The sequence below is a fragment of the Oceanibaculum sp. genome (assembly GCF_022449305.1).
In the GTDB taxonomy this organism is placed as follows: Bacteria; Pseudomonadota; Alphaproteobacteria; order Oceanibaculales; family Oceanibaculaceae; genus Oceanibaculum; species Oceanibaculum indicum.
Genome location: NZ_JAKUSO010000002.1, coordinates 123139 through 140902 on the forward strand (window position 1 = coordinate 123139; position 17764 = coordinate 140902).

15 protein-coding genes are annotated in these 17764 nt (G+C 65.7%); 7 read left to right on the forward strand and 8 right to left on the reverse strand.

All coding sequences use genetic code 11. From position 1 onward, the window contains the following. The 5 genes from MK313_RS01045 to MK313_RS01065 all read right to left on the reverse strand — a co-directional run. Window positions 1–400, reverse strand: a 400-nt coding sequence (locus MK313_RS01045) for a pantoate--beta-alanine ligase (RefSeq protein ID WP_416054097.1), incomplete at its 3' end; no start/stop codon positions are given. Then, window positions 397–1233, reverse strand: coding sequence for a 3-methyl-2-oxobutanoate hydroxymethyltransferase (gene panB, locus MK313_RS01050; protein WP_287779640.1), 837 nt, complete (start codon window positions 1231–1233; stop codon window positions 397–399). The genes MK313_RS01045 and panB, both read right to left, overlap by 4 nt. Window positions 1234–1282: 49 nt before the next feature. Next, on the reverse strand, window positions 1283–3028 hold the full coding sequence (locus MK313_RS01055) for a gamma-glutamyltransferase family protein (protein WP_287779642.1): 1746 nt from the start codon (window positions 3026–3028) through the stop codon (window positions 1283–1285). A gap of 295 nt (window positions 3029–3323) precedes the next feature. Beyond that, window positions 3324–4670 carry an ABC1 kinase family protein gene (locus tag MK313_RS01060; protein ID WP_287779644.1) on the reverse strand — a complete coding sequence of 449 codons (1347 nt, stop codon included), beginning with the start codon at window positions 4668–4670 and terminating at the stop codon, window positions 3324–3326. Between the two features lie 133 nt (window positions 4671–4803). Next, window positions 4804–6606: a M3 family oligoendopeptidase gene (locus tag MK313_RS01065; RefSeq protein ID WP_287779647.1), complete on the reverse strand. Its 1803-nt coding sequence runs from the start codon at window positions 6604–6606 to the stop codon at window positions 4804–4806. 112 nt (window positions 6607–6718) lie between these two features. Between MK313_RS01065 and MK313_RS01070 the strand changes: the two genes are divergently transcribed. Next, complete coding sequence (locus MK313_RS01070; protein ID WP_287779650.1) at window positions 6719–8551, forward strand: AMP-dependent synthetase/ligase; 1833 nt, start codon at window positions 6719–6721, stop codon at window positions 8549–8551. 199 nt (window positions 8552–8750) lie between these two features. Here MK313_RS01070 and MK313_RS01075 read toward each other — a convergent pair whose 3' ends face one another. Next, complete coding sequence (locus MK313_RS01075; RefSeq protein ID WP_287779652.1) at window positions 8751–9266, reverse strand: adenine phosphoribosyltransferase; 516 nt, start codon at window positions 9264–9266, stop codon at window positions 8751–8753. Window positions 9267–9439: 173 nt separating this feature from the next. Between MK313_RS01075 and MK313_RS01080 the strand changes: the two genes are divergently transcribed. The 6 genes from MK313_RS01080 to MK313_RS01105 all read left to right on the forward strand — a co-directional run bounded on the left by MK313_RS01080 (window position 9440) and on the right by MK313_RS01105 (window position 16436). Further along, window positions 9440–10795: an aspartate aminotransferase family protein gene (locus MK313_RS01080; RefSeq protein ID WP_287779655.1), complete on the forward strand. Its 1356-nt coding sequence runs from the start codon at window positions 9440–9442 to the stop codon at window positions 10793–10795. Between the two features lie 334 nt (window positions 10796–11129). Further along, the gene (locus MK313_RS01085) at window positions 11130–12110 is read left to right on the forward strand and encodes a TAXI family TRAP transporter solute-binding subunit (RefSeq protein WP_008945952.1); all 981 of its coding nucleotides are present in this window, start codon (window positions 11130–11132) and stop codon (window positions 12108–12110) included. Window positions 12111–12268: 158 nt separating this feature from the next. Continuing rightward, window positions 12269–14863: a TRAP transporter permease gene (locus MK313_RS01090; RefSeq protein WP_287779660.1), complete on the forward strand. Its 2595-nt coding sequence runs from the start codon at window positions 12269–12271 to the stop codon at window positions 14861–14863. A 13-nt stretch (window positions 14864–14876) separates the two neighbouring features. Beyond that, complete coding sequence (locus MK313_RS01095) at window positions 14877–15305, forward strand: universal stress protein (protein ID WP_287779662.1); 429 nt, start codon at window positions 14877–14879, stop codon at window positions 15303–15305. A gap of 448 nt (window positions 15306–15753) precedes the next feature. After that, on the forward strand, window positions 15754–16026 hold the full coding sequence (locus MK313_RS01100; RefSeq protein ID WP_287779664.1) for a type II toxin-antitoxin system prevent-host-death family antitoxin: 273 nt from the start codon (window positions 15754–15756) through the stop codon (window positions 16024–16026). Beyond that, a complete protein-coding gene (locus tag MK313_RS01105; RefSeq protein ID WP_008945948.1) occupies window positions 16023–16436 on the forward strand; it encodes a hypothetical protein in 414 nt (137 codons plus the stop codon). The genes MK313_RS01100 and MK313_RS01105 overlap by 4 nt, the downstream gene beginning before the upstream one ends. A 6-nt stretch (window positions 16437–16442) precedes the next feature. Here MK313_RS01105 and MK313_RS01110 read toward each other — a convergent pair whose 3' ends face one another. Both MK313_RS01110 and cobB read right to left on the reverse strand, forming a co-directional pair. Then, window positions 16443–17030: a uracil-DNA glycosylase family protein gene (locus MK313_RS01110; protein ID WP_287779668.1), complete on the reverse strand. Its 588-nt coding sequence runs from the start codon at window positions 17028–17030 to the stop codon at window positions 16443–16445. Beyond that, the gene (cobB, locus tag MK313_RS01115; RefSeq protein ID WP_287779671.1) at window positions 17024–17737 is read right to left on the reverse strand and encodes a Sir2 family NAD+-dependent deacetylase; all 714 of its coding nucleotides are present in this window, start codon (window positions 17735–17737) and stop codon (window positions 17024–17026) included. Before cobB ends, MK313_RS01110 begins: the two co-directional genes overlap by 7 nt. Window positions 17738–17764 lie beyond the last annotated feature (27 nt).

Genomic DNA, 17764 nt, shown 5'->3' on the forward strand with positions numbered 1-17764 from the left:
TGGCCACGCCGGCGAAATGGCCGTGCCGGCGCGCGCCACACAGACCTTCGCTGACTGTCGCCACGGTAACGGTGGTGGAGAAACCGTTGGGGTACATCTCCGTCACATCCGGCGCGAACAGCAGCGGCACGCCGGCCGCGCGCAGGGCGGCGACATCCTGTGCCTCGCGGCGCGGGTAGGAATCCAGATCCTCGCTGGGTGCGAACTGCGTCGGGTTCACGAAGATCGTCGCCACCACCTGGTCGCACATTTCAGCGCCCTGCCGCATCAGCGACAAATGCCCCTCATGCAGCGCGCCCATGGTCGGCACCAGCGCGACCGTCAGCCCCTCGGCGCGCCAGGCCGCGACCTGCTGGCGCAGATCGGCAACAGTCCGGACGATGCGGGGAAGATCGCTCATGCCGCCCCCTTCGGCTTAGCCGTGCCAAAGCAATGTTCCGGGCCGGGGAAGCGTCGCGCCGTCACCTCCGCGGCGTAGGACTGGACCGCCTGCTCCACCGAGGCACCCAGCGAGGCGAAGCGCTTCACGAATTTCGGCGTGAAGTCGGAGAACAGCCCCAGCATGTCGTCGGTCACGAGGATCTGCCCGTCGCAGGCCGGCGAGGCGCCGATACCGATGGTGGGGATGCCGATGGCCTCCGTGATGGCGCGGCCCAGCGGCTCCGGCACGCCCTCGATGACCACGGCGAAGGCACCGGCTTCCTCTATGGCCTTCGCATCCGCCATGACGCGTGCGGCCTCCTCCTCGCCCCGCCCCTGTACGCGGAAACCGCCGAAGGCGTTCACCGATTGCGGCGTCAGGCCGATATGGGCCAGCACCGGGATATGCCGCTCCGCCAGGAAGCGGATGGTCGGCGCCATCGCCACCCCGCCTTCCAGCTTCACCGCCGCGCAGCCGGTTTCCGCCAGCACGCGCGCGGCGGCGCGGTAGGCCTGCTCCGGCGATTCCTCATAGGAGCCGAAGGGCAGATCGACCACCACGCAGGCATGGCGGGCCGAGCGCGCGACCGCCTTGCCATGGGCGATCATCATGTCCAGCGACACGCCCAGCGTGGAGTCCATGCCATAGACCACCATCGCCAGCGAATCGCCGACCAGCAGCAGATCGACATGCGGGTCCAGCAGCTTCGCGATGGGCGCGGTATAGGCGGTCAGGCAGACCAGCGGCTGCCCGCCCTTGCGGGCGCGGATATCGGGAACGCCGATGGGACGGTCCTTGGTCGGTGTACTCATTATTCTGTCCTCGGCTGCCTTCAGCCTTGTCCTTACAGCCTTACCGGATTTACAGCCCCGCCACGCCGGACGGCCGGCGGCGGTCCGCGCCCCCGGCCTTCAGCCCGGTCGCCGGATCGGCGACGATGGCGCACACGCCGCCAGCCTTCCAGGTCCAGTCCGGCCAGGATACGACATCGTGGCCAAGGGCGGCGAGGGCGTCCTGCGTCCGGCGCTCGATCCGCCCCTCCAGCGTGAGGCGGCCCGGGTAATAGGGGTGCGGCGCGAAGGAATCGGGGAAGCTGTATGTCGCAAAGCGCGGCGCGTCGATGGCCGACTGCGTGTCCATGCCGAACACGCCGACATTCAGCAGCACCTGCAGCATGGCCTGCGACTGAACATCGCCGCCCGGCGTGCCGAACGGCATCAAGGCGCCATTGTCAAACACCGCCAGCGCCGGGTTCGGCGTCAGGCGCGGGCGCTTGCCGCCCATCAGCTCGCTGGCATGGCCTTCCTGCGTGAAAGCCTGGGAGCCGCGCGAGGACGGGCAGATGCCCAGCCCCGGAATCACCGGCGCGTCGTTCGAGGTGTCGCTGGGCGTGGCGGAGAACACATTGCCCCAGCGGTCCACCGCGCAGACATAGGAGGTATCGGGCGACAGCGGCGGCTCGCCATCACGGACCGGTGCCTTGCTTCCGCTGTTGCCGAGAATGGCGCGCAGATTGCGCGGATCGCCCGCCGGCGGCATCTCCGGCCAGGCCTTGTTCGGGTCAATCAGCCCGCGCCGCAGATCGGCATACTCATCCGACAGCAAGTCCGCCATCGGCACATCGACGAAGCGCGGATCGCCGTAATAGGCCTCGCGGTCGGCGAAGGACAGCTTCATCGCCTCGGTCAGCAGATGGATATAGGAAGGGCTGTTATGGCCCAGGCCGCGCAGATCGACGCCCTTCAGCAGGTTCAGCATCTGGATCAGCACCGGCCCCTGGCACCAGACATCGCAGGTATAGACCGTCATGCCGTTGAAGCGCCCGGAGACCGGCTTCTCGAAAGTGACGGAGAAATCGGCCAGGTCCTGCTCCGTCATCCAGCCATCATTCTCGGCATGGTAGCGGGCAATCGTGCGGGCGATATCGCCCTTGTAGAAGGCATCGCGCGCGGCGCGTAGCCCATCCTCCCGGCTGCCACCGGCTGCCTTCTCCTGATCCGCCATATAGGTCAGCGTGGCCGCGAGATCGCTCTGCACGAACAACTCCCCCACCTTCGGCGGGCGGCCCTTCGGCAGGTAGATCTCCTTGTTGGCGTCCCAGCGCGCATAGGCTTCCGCCTGGCCGGCGACATAGTCGGCCAGCAGCGCGTGCGTCGGGAAGCCCTCGGCGGCGTAGCGGATCGCGGCGGCGGCCACCTCGGAAAACCGCATGGTGCCGTATTTTGCCAGCGCGGCGATCCAGGCATCCGGCGCGGCGGGCACCACGGTGCGCTTCAGGCCGGGGGGAATCTCGCCGCCATGGTTTTCGCGGAACCAGGCGGAACTGGCCTGCTTCGGAAAACAGCCAAGGCCGCTGATCGTCGTCACCTCGCCGCTGTCCGCCATGCGGATCATGATCGGCGCCACGCCCGCGACATTCACCAGGTCGGATTGCAGCACGCCCAGCGCGATGCCGGCGGCCACGCCCGCATCGACAGCATTGCCGCCCGCCTCCAGAATGGCGAGGCCAGCCTGCGCGGCGGCGTGATGGCCGGCTGACACCATGTGCCGGCTGCCCAGCGTCACCGGCCGGTGCGCACCCGACCCCAGGCCCGGAAAAGACTCCATTCCCCACTCCTGCTTCTTGTTTTTTTGCAGTGCCGCATAGGAAAGCTGCCCGCGCCCGCGCTGGCAAGCGGCAATGCATCGGGGCAGGGTTACGGAAGCCTGCCGGCCCTGTCCTTCGAGACGCTGGCGCTCGCTCCTCTCTCCCGCCACCTACTCCGCCCGTCACCCCCGCATTTATTGCGGGGGTCCAGGCCTCAGCTAACTGGATGCCCGCCCGATCAGGCTGAACCCTGGATTCCCGGGACAAGCCCGGGAATGACGGCTAGTGTGGTTGTAATAGGGAGCGCAATTCCCCTCACGCCGCTTCGGGCACTTCGGCGGTCTTCAGCGCCTCGGCCTGGCGTTTCGCCAGTGCCTTCGCGTCGAAATCGGCGATCAGCTCGTGGAACATGCGGTACCAGTTGATCTCCGCCTTCAGATGCAGGAACACCGAGCCAAGGCCGATGGCCGCGCGGTCCATCAGCACGAATTCGCGCGGCGGGGCGACGCCGCCGATCCGGCGCAGCTCGGCATGCACCTTCTCCGCCACCTCGCGGCCATACATGCCGTTGTTGGTTTCCTGGATCGGGCGCTGGCGGTCCTCCATCAGCGGCGCATAGACGAAGCGCGCCCAGAGGTTCAGCACCTCGATCTTGTCCTTGGTCAGATTCTCGAAACCCCAGATCGTGTAGGCATGCACGGCCAGCTCGTCATCGCCGTCGCGCAGCGCCTTGTAGAGGTCGATGACGCCCTCCACGAAGCTGGGCCGAAACACGCGGACGCAGCCGAAATCCAGCAGGTTCACGCTGCCATCCGGGCGCACCGAATAGTTGCCGAGATGCGGGTCGCCATGGATCGATCCGAAGAAATAGAACGGCACATACCAGGCGCGGAACATGTTCAGCGCCACACGGTTGCGGAAGTCGAGGTCTTCCCCGGTGACGGAGAGCAGCGGCGCGCCGTCCAGCCAGTTCATGGTCAGCAGCCGCCTGGTAGAGAGCTCCGGCACGGCAGCGGGCACATGCACGCCGGGCTCATCCGCCAGCATATGGGCATAGAGCGCCATGTGGCGGCGCTCCAGATCGTAATCCAGCTCCTCGCGCAGGCGGGCCGAAAGCTCCTGATACATGCGGGATGTGGAGATCGCCTTGTCGTAGCGCTCATAGACCGACATGGCGAGCTTCAGCTGCTTCAGGTCGGCCTCCACCGCCGACTGCATGTCGGGATATTGCAGCTTGCAGGCCAGCGCCGTGCCGTCCTTTGCCGTGGCGCGGTGGACCTGGCCCAGCGAGGCGGCAGCGGCGGCCTCATGCGCGAAATCGGCGAAGCGCGAGCGCCAGTCCGGCCCCAGCTCGGCGGCCATGCGGCGCTTCACGAACAGCCAGCCCATCGGCGGCGCGTTGGACTGCAGCTGCTGCAGCTCCTGCGCATATTCCTTGGGCAGCGCATCGGGGATGGTGGCGAGGATCTGCGCCACCTTCATCAGCGGGCCCTTCAGCCCGCCCAGCGCCTGCTTCAGCCCCTCTGCATGCTCGGTTCGGTCCAGCTTCAGGCCGAGATAGCGCTCGCCCGCCAGCCTGGCCGCCAGCGCGCCGACGCGGCTGCCGACCTGCACATAGCGCCGCGCCCGGCCGCCGAACCTGTTGTCTTCATTCTCGGACATGAGGCTCTGACTTTCTGTATGTGTCATGGCCGGACCTGATCCGGGCATCCAGGGGCGATGCCCTGCCTGTCACGTCCAAAGCTGTGGCTCTGGATTGCCGGGTCAAGCCCGGCAATGACAGGCTGGCTGCCCCCTACTCCATCGCTTCCAGCTCGTCGATCATGCCGGCGATCATCGACAGCCCCTTGGCCCAGAAGGCCGGGTCCGCGGCATCCAGCCCGAAGGGGGCGAGCAGCTGCTTGTGGCGCAGCGTGCCGCCGGCCCGCAGCATCTCCAGATAGCGGTCGGCGAAACCGTCCTCCGCCTCCCGGTACACCGCATAGAGCGAGTTCACCAGGCAGTCGCCGAAGGCATAGGCATAGACATAGAAGGGCGAGTGGATGAAGTGCGGGATATAGGCCCAGAAGTGCCGGTAATCCTCGTCGAAGCGCAAGGCCGGGCCGAGGCTTTCGATCTGCGTTTCGATCCAGATGTCACAGATCTCGTCCGGCGTCAGTTCGGACTGCCGGCGCGATGCATGCAGCTTTGCCTCGAAGAAATGGAAGGCGACCTGCCGCACCACCGTGTTCAGCATGTCCTCCACCTTGCCGGCCAACATGGCCTTGCGGCGCTTCGGATCGGTTTCCTTCTTCAGCATCGCCTGGAAGGTCAGCATCTCGCCGAACACGCTGGCGGTCTCCGCCAGGGTCAGCGGGGTGTTCGCCTGCAGATGCCCCTGCTCCGCCGCCAGTACCTGATGCACGCCATGGCCCAGCTCATGCGCCAGCGTCATCACGTCGCGCGTGCGGCCCTGATAATTCAGCAGGATATAGGGGTGGGCGCTGGGCACGGTGGGGTGCGAGAAGGCGCCAGAGGCCTTGCCGGGACGGGCCGGCGCGTCGATCCAGCCCTCGCGGAAGAAGCGGCCGCCAATCTCCGCCATGCGCGGATCGAAGCCGGCATAGGCGGTCAGCACCGTATCCTCCGCCTCCTCCCAGCGGATCAGCCGGTCGGCATCGTCGGGCAGCGGCGCGTTGCGGTCCCAGTAATCCAGCTTGTCGATGCCGAACCACTTCGCCTTCAGCGCGTAATAGCGGTGCGAGAGCCGCGGATAATGATCGCGCACACTGTTCACCAGCGCGTCCACCACCTCATCCTCGATCTGGTTGGCGCGGTTGCGCGCCGAGACCGGCGACGGATAGTGACGCCAGCGATCCTCCGTTTCCTTGTCCTTGGCCAGCGTGTTGGTGACCAGCGAGAACAGCCGGGCCTCGCCGCGCAGCGTGGCGCCCAGAGACTTTGCCGCCTCGCGCCGTTCCTCGCGCTTGCCACTGGTCATCTTCTCCAGAATGCCGGTGACGGTCAGCTCCTTGCCCTGGAAGGGAAAGCGCAGGCCGGTCAGCGTCTCGTCGAACAGCCGGTTCCAGGCGGAACGGCCGGAAATCTCCTTCTCATGCAGCAGCTTTTCCAGATCGTCGGACAGCTGGTGGTCGCGGAACACGCGCAGATCGCGCAGCCAGGCGGAGAATTTCGCCAGTTCCGGCGCCGTCAGCTTGTCCGCCAGCTGCGATTCATCCAGCCGGTTCAGCTCCAGCGTGAAGAACAGCAGCTTCGTGGAGATATCCGTCACCCGCTCCACCACCGACTGGTAGAAGCGGCCGATCTTCGCATCACCCATGTCGCCGGCATGGACCAGCTGGGCATAGCTGGCGGCGCGCGACAGTACCTCGTCTATGCGCTCATATTCCGCGACCGCCCGGCCCAGCGCCGCGCCGTCGAGGCTGGCCAGCTTGCCGGCATGGGCCGTCTCGAAGGCCGCCGCGTCCTTTTCCGCGCCATCCAGATCGGCCTTCAGCCGCGGACACGCCATCCCGTCATACAGGTCGGCGAGCCGCCATTCCGGCAGATCGCCCAGATCGGGGGCGGCGTTGTCCTTGATTTCGGCGGCAGCAGTCATATTCCTCTCCATGGTTACTGACAGGGATATGGTGAGCCTTGCCGGATCGCCAAGCGCAAGCGACACTGCCGGCACTATATGACAAGACGCCCCGATATAACGGGACGGCGACATGGGAGGAGACGTGGCGATTATCGATTACGCGGCGGCGCAGAACCTTGCGCTGATGTTCTTCGAGCAGGCGGCGAAGCTGGGCGACAAGCCCTTCCTCTGGGCCAAGCGCGACAGCACCTACCAGCCGATGAGCTGGCGCGAGATCGACCGCCAGGTGCGCACCCTGTCCCGCGCTCTACGCGCGCAGGGCATCCAGCCCGGCGACCGCGTGGTGATCGTCTCCGAGAACCGGCCGGAATGGGCGATTGCCGATCTTGCCATCATGGCCGCCGGCGCGGTCAGCGTGCCGGCCTACGTCACCAACACGGTGGCCGACCACATCTACATCCTGGAGAATTGCGGGGCGAAGGGGCTGATCTGCTCCACCGAGAAGCTGCTGCGCAATGCCCTGCCCGCCGCCATCCATTCCAGCCATTGCGAGTTCGTGATCGCGTTGGAAGGCAAGGGCCCGGCGCAGGAATGCACGATCCGCTTCCAGGGCTGGGATGACGCGCTGAAGGCCGGCGAAGCCCTCCTCAGTGCGGGGCCCGACGATGTGGAGGATGTCGCCGGCCAGCGCAGGCGCGACGACCTGGCCTGCCTGATCTACACCTCCGGCACCGGCGGCGCGCCGAAGGGCGTGATGCTGAGCCACCGGGCGATCTTCTGCAACCTCGTCTCGGCCTTCGACCTGCTGCACGAATTCGGGCTGGGCGACGAGGTGTTCCTGTCCTTCCTGCCGCTGTCGCATTCCTACGAGCATACCTGCGGCCTGTTCTTCCCGATCTCCATCGGCGCGCAGATCTATTACGCGGAAGGGGCGGACACGCTGGCCGCCAATCTGCAGGAGGCCAAACCCACCATCATGACCGCCGTGCCGCGCCTCTATGAGGTGCTGCACGGGCGCATCCTGGCCGGGGTGGAGCGCGCGGGCGGCAGGAAGCGTGACCTGTTCATGAAGGCGCTGGAGCTGGGGCGCAAACGCATCGAACAGCCGGGCAGCCTCAGCCTCGGCGAGAAGGCGTTCAACCTGCTGCTGGACCTTTTGGTCCGCCGCAAGGTGCGCCAGCGCATGGGCGGGCGGCTGAAGGCCTTCATCTCCGGCGGCGCACCGCTGAATTACGAGGTCGGGATGTTCTTCCTGGCGCTGGGCATCCGGCTCTGCCAGGGCTATGGCCAGACCGAGGCCGCCCCGGTGGTCAGCTGCAACCGGCCGCGCCGCATCCGCATCGAGACGGTCGGCCCGCCGCTGAAAGGCGTCGAGGTGCGGCTGGCCCCGGACGGTGAAATCCTGGTGCGCGGCGAACTGCTGATGGACGGCTACTGGGACGATCCCGAGGCGACGGAGAAGGCGCTGATCGATGGCTGGCTGCACACCGGCGACATCGGCGAGATCGACCCCGACGGCTATATCCGCATCACCGACCGCAAGCGCGACATCATCGTCATCTCCGGCGGCGACAATATCTCGCCGCAGCGCGTCGAGGGCTTCGTCACGCTGCAGCCCGAAATCAACCAGGCCATGGTCTATGGCGACAAGCGGCCCTATCTGGTGGGGCTGATCGTGCCGGCGCAGGATTTCGTCGAGAGCTACGCGAAGGGCAAGGGTGTGGCGCCGAACCTGGCGGAACTGGCCGGCGACAAGGACTTCCGCGCCGCCGTCGGCGAGGTGCTGGACCGGGTGAACCGCGACCTTTCCAGCCTGGAGAAGGTGCGCCGCTTCGTCATCGCGACCGAGCCCTTCACCACCGACAACCAGATGCTGACGCCGACCATGAAGATCAGGCGGCACAATATCCGCAAGGAATACCAGGCGACCCTCGACGCGTTGTACGAGGGCAAGGCGGGGTAGAGTTCTGTACCCCCCTCACCCAGCTTCGCCTAGTTCGCTACGCTCACAAGGCTGCGCATCCCTCTCCCCCAAGGGGGCGAGGGAGCTTCTTTTCATCTTCTTTTTTGTTCCCTCGCCCCGGAAGGGGAGAGGGATGCGGAAGCTTGGCGAATGAAATGAGCCTAGCTGGAGCTGGGTGAGGGGAGAAACGTCCCTCCCCCTACTGGTCGTACTGCGCCAGCGTGGTGATCGGCATGTCCAGCTTGTCGCGGCCGTTCAGGAAGGTCAGCTCGATGATGCAGGCCGCCGCCGGCACCTGACCGCCGACCTTGCGGATCAGCTCCGCCGCCGCCGCCAGAGTGCCGCCGGTCGCCAGCAGATCGTCAACCAGCACCACCTTCTGGCCCGGCTGCACGGCACCTTCCTGAATCTCGATGACGTCGGAGCCGTATTCCAGATCATATTCGTGGCGCACCGTGGCGCCGGGCAGCTTGCCCTTCTTGCGCAGCATGATGAAGCCGCAGCCCAGCATCAACGCCAGCGGGGCGGATACCAGGAAGCCGCGCGATTCGATGCCGGCCAGCAAATCCGGCTTGTGCGGGGCGATGGCATCGGCCATCTGGCGCACCGTGTGCTGCCAGGCACGGGGATGCATCAGCAGGGTGGAGATGTCGTAGAACAGGATTCCCGGCTTCGGAAAATCCGGCACTTCGCGGATATGCTGCTTGATGTCCATGCGTTCTCACTTCCCCCTGAATATCTGACTGTACTGGCGTTTCGCGGCTGCGGCGTTATAGCGGGCGCGCTGCCTGCGGGCAAATACACCGCACTTGCCGCCCCACTTCCCATTGACGAACGTGCTTGGCCGCGCCTTCATACCCCTATCGCCCTTGCATCAGGAAGCCAGCCATGTCCGGCACCCCGTCCCGCGTCTTTCACCGCCTGCCCAACGAGCCGATGCCAACCGCCGTGGCCGGCGATGGCTGCTACATCATCGATGCCGAGGGCAAGCGCTATATCGACGCCTCCGGCGGGGCGGCCGTGTCCTGCCTCGGCCACAGCCATCCGGCGGTGCGCAAGACCATGCATGAGCAGATCGACAAGCTGGCCTTCGCCTATAGCGGCTTCTTCACCACCGAGCCGCTGGAGCAACTGGCCGACTACCTGATCGACAATGCGCCGGACGGGCTGGAGCGGGTGTTCTTCGTCTCCGGCGGGTCGGAGGCGCTGGAATCGGCGATCAAGATCGCCCGGCAATATTTTGTGGAGATCGGCCAGAAGCAGCGCACCAAGCTGATTGCGCGCCGCCAGTCCTACCACGGCAACACGCTGGGCGCGCTGTCGCTGGGCGGCAACATGGCGCGCCGCGAGCTGTACCAGCCGCTGCTGTCGGAGAATGCACACCATATCGCGCCCTGCTACGCCTACCGCCATCAGCACCATGACGAGACGGAGGAAGAATACGGGCTGCGCGCCGCCAACGAGCTGGAAGCGAAGATCATTGAGCTGGGGCCCGACACCGTGGCCGCCTTCGCCTGCGAGCCGGTGGTCGGCGCCACGGCCGGCGTGGTGCCCGCCGTACCCGGCTATCTGAAGCGAGTCCGGGAAATCTGCGACAAGTACGGCGTGCTGCTGATCTTCGACGAGGTGATGTGCGGCATGGGGCGCACCGGCTACCTCTATGCCTGCGAGGAGGATGGCGTGGCGCCGGACCTGCTGTGCATCGCCAAGGGGCTGGGGGCGGGCTATCAGCCGATCGGCGCGATGCTGGTGTCGGGCAAGATCTGCAAGGCGATCGATGAAGGCAGCGGCGCCTTCATGCACGGCCACACCTATATGGGCCACACGCTGGCAAGTGCCACGGCGATGACCGTGCAGAAGGTGATCCGTGACGACAATCTGCTGGAGAATGTCCGTACCCGCGGCGAACAGCTGCGCGCGGCGCTGCAGGAGCGCTTCGGCAACCACCACCATGTCGGCGACATCCGCGGGCGCGGGCTGTTCGTCGGCATCGAGCTGGTGGCCGACCGCGCGACCAAGCAGACCTTCGACCCGAAGCTGGGCCTGCACAACAAGATCCGGCTGAAGGCGATGGAGGAAGGGCTGATGTGCTATCCGGGTGCGGGCACGGTGGATGGCAGGAACGGCGTGCATATCCTGCTGGCCCCGCCCTTCATCATCGATGAGAGCCATATCGCCGAGATCGTCGAGAAGCTGGACCGCACGCTCACATCCGTGCTGGCCGAGGCGAAGCAGGTGGCCTGAGGCGGCCCCCCTTATGTCACCCCCGGGCTTGACCCGGGGGTCCAGGGGCGGTGCCTAGCCTGTAGCATTACAGAACGTGGCCCCTGGATTGCCGGGTCAAGCCCGGCAATGACAAAGGAAAGAATTACAATTCAAGCGGACGCCTCAGGATAGCTCACCCACGGTACCGTGCTGCCGCCGCTTGGTTGACCCGCCCGGCTTCAGCGGGCATAGTCCCGCACAAGAGCCGGGCGGCACAGGCCGCCCCAGAGCACGAAAACATCCCGGTGCGTGAGCCTTTGCGCCGTATCGGGAATGGCAGAATCATCAAACGACACGATAAGGGAGCACACAGATGAAGAAGCTCACGTCCCTTTCCTTTGCCGCCGCGCTTGCGTTTGGCGGCCTGGCGCTGGCCGATGGCACGGCCGCGCAGGCACAGCAGAAGTTCTTCACCATCGGCACCGGCGGGGTCACCGGCGTCTATTACCCGGCCGGTGGTGCGATCTGCCGCCTGGTGAATGCCGACCGCAAGACCCACGGCCTGCGCTGCTCGGTCGAGAGCACCGGCGGTTCGATCTACAACATCAACGCCATTGCCCAGGGCGAGATGGAGATCGGCGTCGCGCAGTCCGACTGGCAGTATCACTCCTACAACGGGTCGGGCGGTCCGTTCGAGGGCAAGCCCATCAAGCAGATCCGCGCCATGTTCTCGCTGCATCCCGAGCCCTTCACCGTGCTGGCCCGCAAGGATTCCGGCATCAAGACCTTCGACGACATGAAGGGCAAGCGCGTCAATGTCGGCAATCCGGGTTCCGGCCAGCGCGCCACCATGGATGTGGTGCTGAAGGCCAAGGGCTGGACTACCGCTGACTTCTCGCTGGCCTCCGAGCTGAAGCCGGCCGAGCAGAGCCAGGCGCTGTGCGACAACAAGGTCGATGCCATCATCTACACCGTCGGCCATCCGAACGGCTCGATCCAGGAAGCCACCACCTCCTGCGAGACCGTGCTGGTGAATGTTGATGGCCCGGCCATCGACAAGCTGCTGGCGGAGAACCCCTACTACTCCAAGGCGACCATCCCGGGCGGCATGTACACCGGCAACCCGAATGACGTCACCACCTTCGGTGTGGGCGCCACGGTCGTGACCTCCGCCACCGTCTCCGAGGATGTGGTCTATCAGACCGTGAAGGCGGTGTTCGAGAATTTCGAGGACTTCAAGAAGCTGCACCCGGCCTTCGGCGTGCTCGACAAGAAGGGCATGACCATGAACGCCCTGTCGGCCCCGCTGCATGACGGTGCCGCCAAGTACTATCGCGAAGCCGGCCTGATGTAATCGGGTCCGCCTCGGCGGAACAAGAAGCGGGGCCGGGAAACCGGCCCCGCTTTCTTTTTAAAGGGCAGGAGAAAATCGCCTGCTTCCCGCAATAGTTTCAATTCGCGGCAAGCTCTCTTACAGTTAGGCGTCATCTGAATTCAGGACCGGGGGGCTCCATGTCCGATACAAGCGAAGGCCGCAAGGGTCTTTCCGACACCGACCTTCAGGATCTGGTCGCCCAGGCCGACACCGGCGGGCGCAGCCCGACAGGGCCGGTCGGCGTGCTGCTGCTGGTCACCGCCGTCGCCTGGTCGCTGTTCCAGCTGTGGTATGCTTCGCCGCTGCCCTTCATGCTGAACTTCGCGATCCTGAACGACACCGAGGCGCGCTCGATCCACCTCGCCTTCGCGCTGTTCCTGGGTTTCCTCGCCTATCCGGCACTGAAACGCTCCCCGCGCAGCTATATCCCGATCCAGGACTGGGTGCTGGCCATCGCCGCCGCCTTCTGCGCCGCCTACATCTTCATCTTCTACCGCGACCTCGCGCAGCGGCCGGGCATGCCGACACAGTTCGACCTGATCGTCTCGGTCATCGGCATGCTGCTGCTGCTGGAGGCGACCCGCCGGGCGCTGGGCCCGCCGCTGATGATCGTCGCCATCGTCTTCCTGATCTACACCTTTGCCGGCCCCTACATGCCGTCGGTGATCGCACACAAGGGCGCCTCGCTGGCCCGCACCATGGACCAGCAATGGCTGACCACGGAGGGCGTGTTCGGCATCGCGCTGGGGGTGTCCACCAGCTTCGTCTTCCTGTTCGTGCTGTTCGGCTCGCTGCTCGACAAGGCCGGCGCCGGCAACTACTTCATCAAGGTCGCCTTCGCGCTGCTCGGCCATCTGCGCGGCGGCCCGGCCAAGGCAGCCGTCGTGGCATCGGGCATGACCGGTCTGATCTCCGGCTCCTCCATCGCCAACACCGTGACCACCGGTACCTTCACCATCCCGCTGATGAAGCGCGTCGGCTATCCGGCGGAGAAGGCGGGCGCGGTCGAGGTCTCGGCCTCGGTGAACGGCCAGATCATGCCGCCGGTCATGGGTGCCGCCGCCTTCCTGATGGTGGAATATGTCGGCATCTCCTATGTCGATGTCATCAAGCACGCCTTCCTGCCGGCGATCATCTCCTACCTCGCGCTGCTCTACATCGTCCATCTGGAGGCGCTGAAGCTTGGGCTGAAGGGGATGGAGAAGCCGAACCCCAAGACCCTGCCGATGGCGCTGATCACCTTCGGCATCACCATTGCCAGCATCATCATTCTCTCTGGCGTGGTCTATTACGGCGTCGGCTGGATCAAGACCGCCTTCGGCGACGCCGCCAGCCCCATCATCGCGGTGCTGGTGCTGGCCGCCTATATCGGGCTGGTCTGGTACTCGACCACGGTGCCGGAACTGGTCATGGACGACCCGAACTCGCCGCTGGTGAAGCTGCCGGAAACCGCACCGACGGTGAAGGCCGGCCTGCACTTCCTGCTGCCGGTCGTGGTGCTGATCTGGTGCCTGATGATCGAGCGGCTGTCGCCCGGCCTGTCGGCCTTCTGGGCGACCGCCTTCATGATCTTCATCCTGCTGACCCAGCGCCCACTGATCGCGCTGTTCCGCAAGACCGACACCCTGGCCGCCGTGCGCCAGGGCACGGTCGAGCTGATCGACGGGCTGGCCACCGGTGCGCGCAACATGATCGGCATCGGCATCGCCACGGCGGCGGCCGGCATCATCGTCGGCACCGTGTCGCTGACCGGCATCGGCCTGATCATGACCGAATTCGTGGAGTTCATCTCCGCCGGCAATCTGATGCTGATGCTGATCTTCACCGCCGTCATCAGCCTGATCCTGGGCATGGGGCTGCCGACCACGGCGAACTACATCGTGGTCTCCACCCTGATGGCACCGGTGATCGTGGAGCTGGGCGCGCAGAGCGGCCTGCTGGTGCCGCTGATCGCGGTGCATCTGTTCGTGTTCTATTTCGGCATCATGGCGGACGTCACGCCGCCGGTGGGCCTGGCCTCCTTCGCCGCCGCGGCGATTTCCGGCGCCGACCCGATCAAGACCGGCCTGGTGTCCTTCTACTACTCCATGCGCACGGCGATCCTGCCCTTCATCTTCATCTTCAATACCGAACTGCTGCTGATCAATATCGGCGGGCCGCTGCACCTCATCATCACGGTGGCGGCAGCGGTGATAGCCATGCTGGTCTTCGCGGCCTCGACCCAGGGCTTCTTCCTGGTGCGCAGCCGGCTGTGGGAATCCGTAGCACTGGCGCTGATCGCCTTCACCCTGCTGAGGCCCGGCTTCTGGATGGACATGATCTATCCGCCGCTGGAGCGCGTCGATCCGAAGCAAATCGTCGAGGTCGTGGCGCAGAAGCCGGAGGACGCGATGCTGCGTGTCGTCGTCGAAGGGCTGACGCTGGACGGCAAGGAGGTCAGCAAGACCGTGCGCCTGCCGCTGGGCCCGAAGGCGGATGGTGCCGAACGCCTGCAGTTCGCCGGCATCGAGGTCATCGAGGATGACGGCAAGATGCTGGTGGACAATGTCGTCTTCGGCTCCCCCGCGGAGAAGGCCGGCATCGACTTCGACTGGGAGATCAAGGTGGTCGAGCTGCCGGTCGAGACGCCGGACAAGCAGTGGATGTTCGTCCCGGCGCTGATCCTGCTGGGCGGCATCATGCTGCTGCAGCGCCGCCGCCGGACGGACGGCCCGGCACCAGCCACCGCGTAAGGGAGGACAGGCCATGTACAAGGACATCCTGCTGCCGGTCGATCTCAATCAGGACAGCTCCTGGAAGTCGGCGCTGCCGGTCGCCATCGACCATGCCCGCGCCTTCGGCACGCGGCTGCATGTGATGACCGTGGTGCCGGATTTCGGCATGACGATGGTCGGCCAGTTCTTCCCCAAGGGCTTCGAGAAAAAGGCCGTGGAAGCCTGCCAGAGCAAGCTGCGCGCCTTCATCGATACGGAGATCCCAAAGGACATCCCGACCCAGTGCATCGTCGCCGAGGGCACGGTCTATGAGCGCATCCTTGACCTCGCGAAGAAGCTGAAAATCGACCTGATCGTGCTGGCCGCGCACCGGCCGGAGCTGAAGGACTACCTTCTCGGCCCGAACGCCGCCCGCGTAGTCCGCCACGCCGCCTGCTCCGTGCTGGTGGTCAGGGAGTAGGAGGAGCGGGCTGCCCTATGCTTCGAGACGCCCGCTGAAGCGGGCTCCTCAGCATGAGGTCACCTGGGGGTACTGCCGGTGAATCCAATACTCCCCTCGCACTGAGGAGCCACCCCAGTATCTTGGGTGGCGTCTCGAAGCGCATGGCGGCAAGCGCCATTCCCCCTCACCCGGCTCGCTTCGCTCACCACCCTCTCCCGCAAAGGGGAGAGGGTTAAAGGGGCTGCTGCTTCTATCCCTCTCCCCTGGAGGGAGAGGGTTGCCGAGCCTTATGAGCGAGAGCGAATTAGGCGAGGCTGGGTGAGGGGGAAAGGCAATTGCCCGCTCCGGCGACGCTTGTGAGAGTCCCACGATCCCCCCGCAACAAGTGCGAGGGTGACGCCAGTATGGAAGCTTCTCCGTAAATGCCCTATATTACAGCAAATACAGCATTTACGGATTTCATATCATGAGCCGGCAGAGCTATTCGACCAGCGACCTGTCCCGCAAGTCGGGCGACATCATCGCCGAGGCGCTGCGCCACCCGGTGACGATCACCCAGCGCAACAAGCCGCGCCTCGTGCTGCTGAACATCGAGGATTACAACCGGCTGCGCAAAAGCGCCGAGACACGCACGGTGGGCACGCTCGAAACCATGCCCCCCGCCCTGCTCGCCGAGATCGAGGCCGCCATCGACGCTTATGCGCAAGAAGACGATGCCGATCCAGGCAAGCACGGATGAGCTTCGAGGCGCTACGCACCGGCTGCGTTATCCGCTATCCTTATCTTTGGGCGCGGGAGGCAGCACGCGGCGAAACCGAGGGCCGCAAGTCACGCCCAACAGCCGTCGGCATCCGTCTTCCCCGCCCGGACGGTGATACGCTGTTACTGTTCCCCATTACCAGCCAGCCGCCCAGACCGGACTGCTTCGCCGTGGAAATCCCGGAGATCGAGAAACGGCGCGCCGGTTTGGATACCAGCCTGCGGCTCTGGATCGTGCTGGACGAATACAACACCGATATCGTCGGCCAGTCCTTCTATCTGGAACCAGACCCGCCACTAGGGCAATTCGGCAAACCTTGGTTCGAGACTGTGCTGCGCAGTGTCATTGCCCATAAGAAGCAGCTGCACGCCGTAAGGCGCGGCGATTAATCTCCCTCACACCAGTTCCCGCACCCGCCGCCGTATCTCCGGCACGACCTCTTCCTCGAACCAGGGGTGGGTCTTCAGCCAGTTGCGGTTGCGCGGGCTGGGGTGCGGTGTCGGGATGAAGGCGGGGCCGAAGTCGCGCCAGCGCGCCACGGTGGCCGCCAGCGTCTTTTCCCGCTTCTCGCCCAGATAGCGTCCTTGCGCATAGGCGCCAATCAGCAGCGTCAGCTCGATCTCCGGCAGCAATGCCAGCACCCGGTCGTGCCAGAGCGGCGCGCATTCCGGCCGGGGCGGCGCATCGCCGCCGCGCGCGTTGCGGCCCGGATAGCACAGCCCCATCGGCATGATGGCGATGCGCGTCTCGTCATAGAAGATGTCGCGGTCGATGCCCATCCAGTCGCGCAGCCGGTCGCCGCTGGGGTCGTTGAAGGGAATGCCGGTCTTGTGCACCCTGGTGCCCGGCGCCTGGCCGATCACCAGAATGCGGGCACTCGCCGCCGCGCGGATCACCGGGCTCGGGCCCAGCGGCAGATGCGCCTCGCACAGCCGGCAGGCCGCTATCTCCCGCAGCAGCGCCGGAAGGGTCTCTCCTACCATCCCGATGTCAGCACCCGCTCTACGAAGGCGGGGACGATCTCGCTGGCCGGGCCGTGGATCGCCTCGTCGAACAGGTCCGTGCCGGAGGAAGCCTCCAGATTCAGCTCCACCGTATGGGCATGGCCGCGCCGGCTGACCTCATCCACAAAGCCCGCCGCCGGATAGACATTGCCCGAGGTGCCGATGGAGACGAACAACCCGCAGGCATCCAATGCCGTATAAATGCGCTCCATCTCCAGCGGCATCTCGCCGAACCAGACGACATGCGGGCGCAGCCCGGCGGCATGGCCGCAGGAGGGGCAGGCGGTGCCGACGCTGAGCGGCGCGCGCCATTCGGCCACAACATGGCAATGGGTGCAGCGCGCCTTCAAAAGCTCGCCATGCATGTGCAGCACGCTGGCGCTGCCGCCGCGCTCGTGCAGATCGTCGATATTCTGGGTGACCAGCAGAACCTCGCCCGGCCAGTCGCGCTGCAGCCGGGCCAGCGCCAGATGCGCCGGGTTCGGCTGGATGTTGGACTCCAGCAGCTGCTGGCGGCGCGCATTGTAGAAATCATGGACGCGCAGCGGATTGTCGCGGAAGGCCTGCGGCGTGGCGACATCCTCGATGCGCACGCGCGACCAGATGCCGTCCGCATCGCGGAAGGTATCGAGGCCGGATTCCTTGGAGATGCCGGCCCCGGTCAGGATAACGATGGACTCAGCCATGAAGCGCCCCGCCCCCTTTTCGCATGA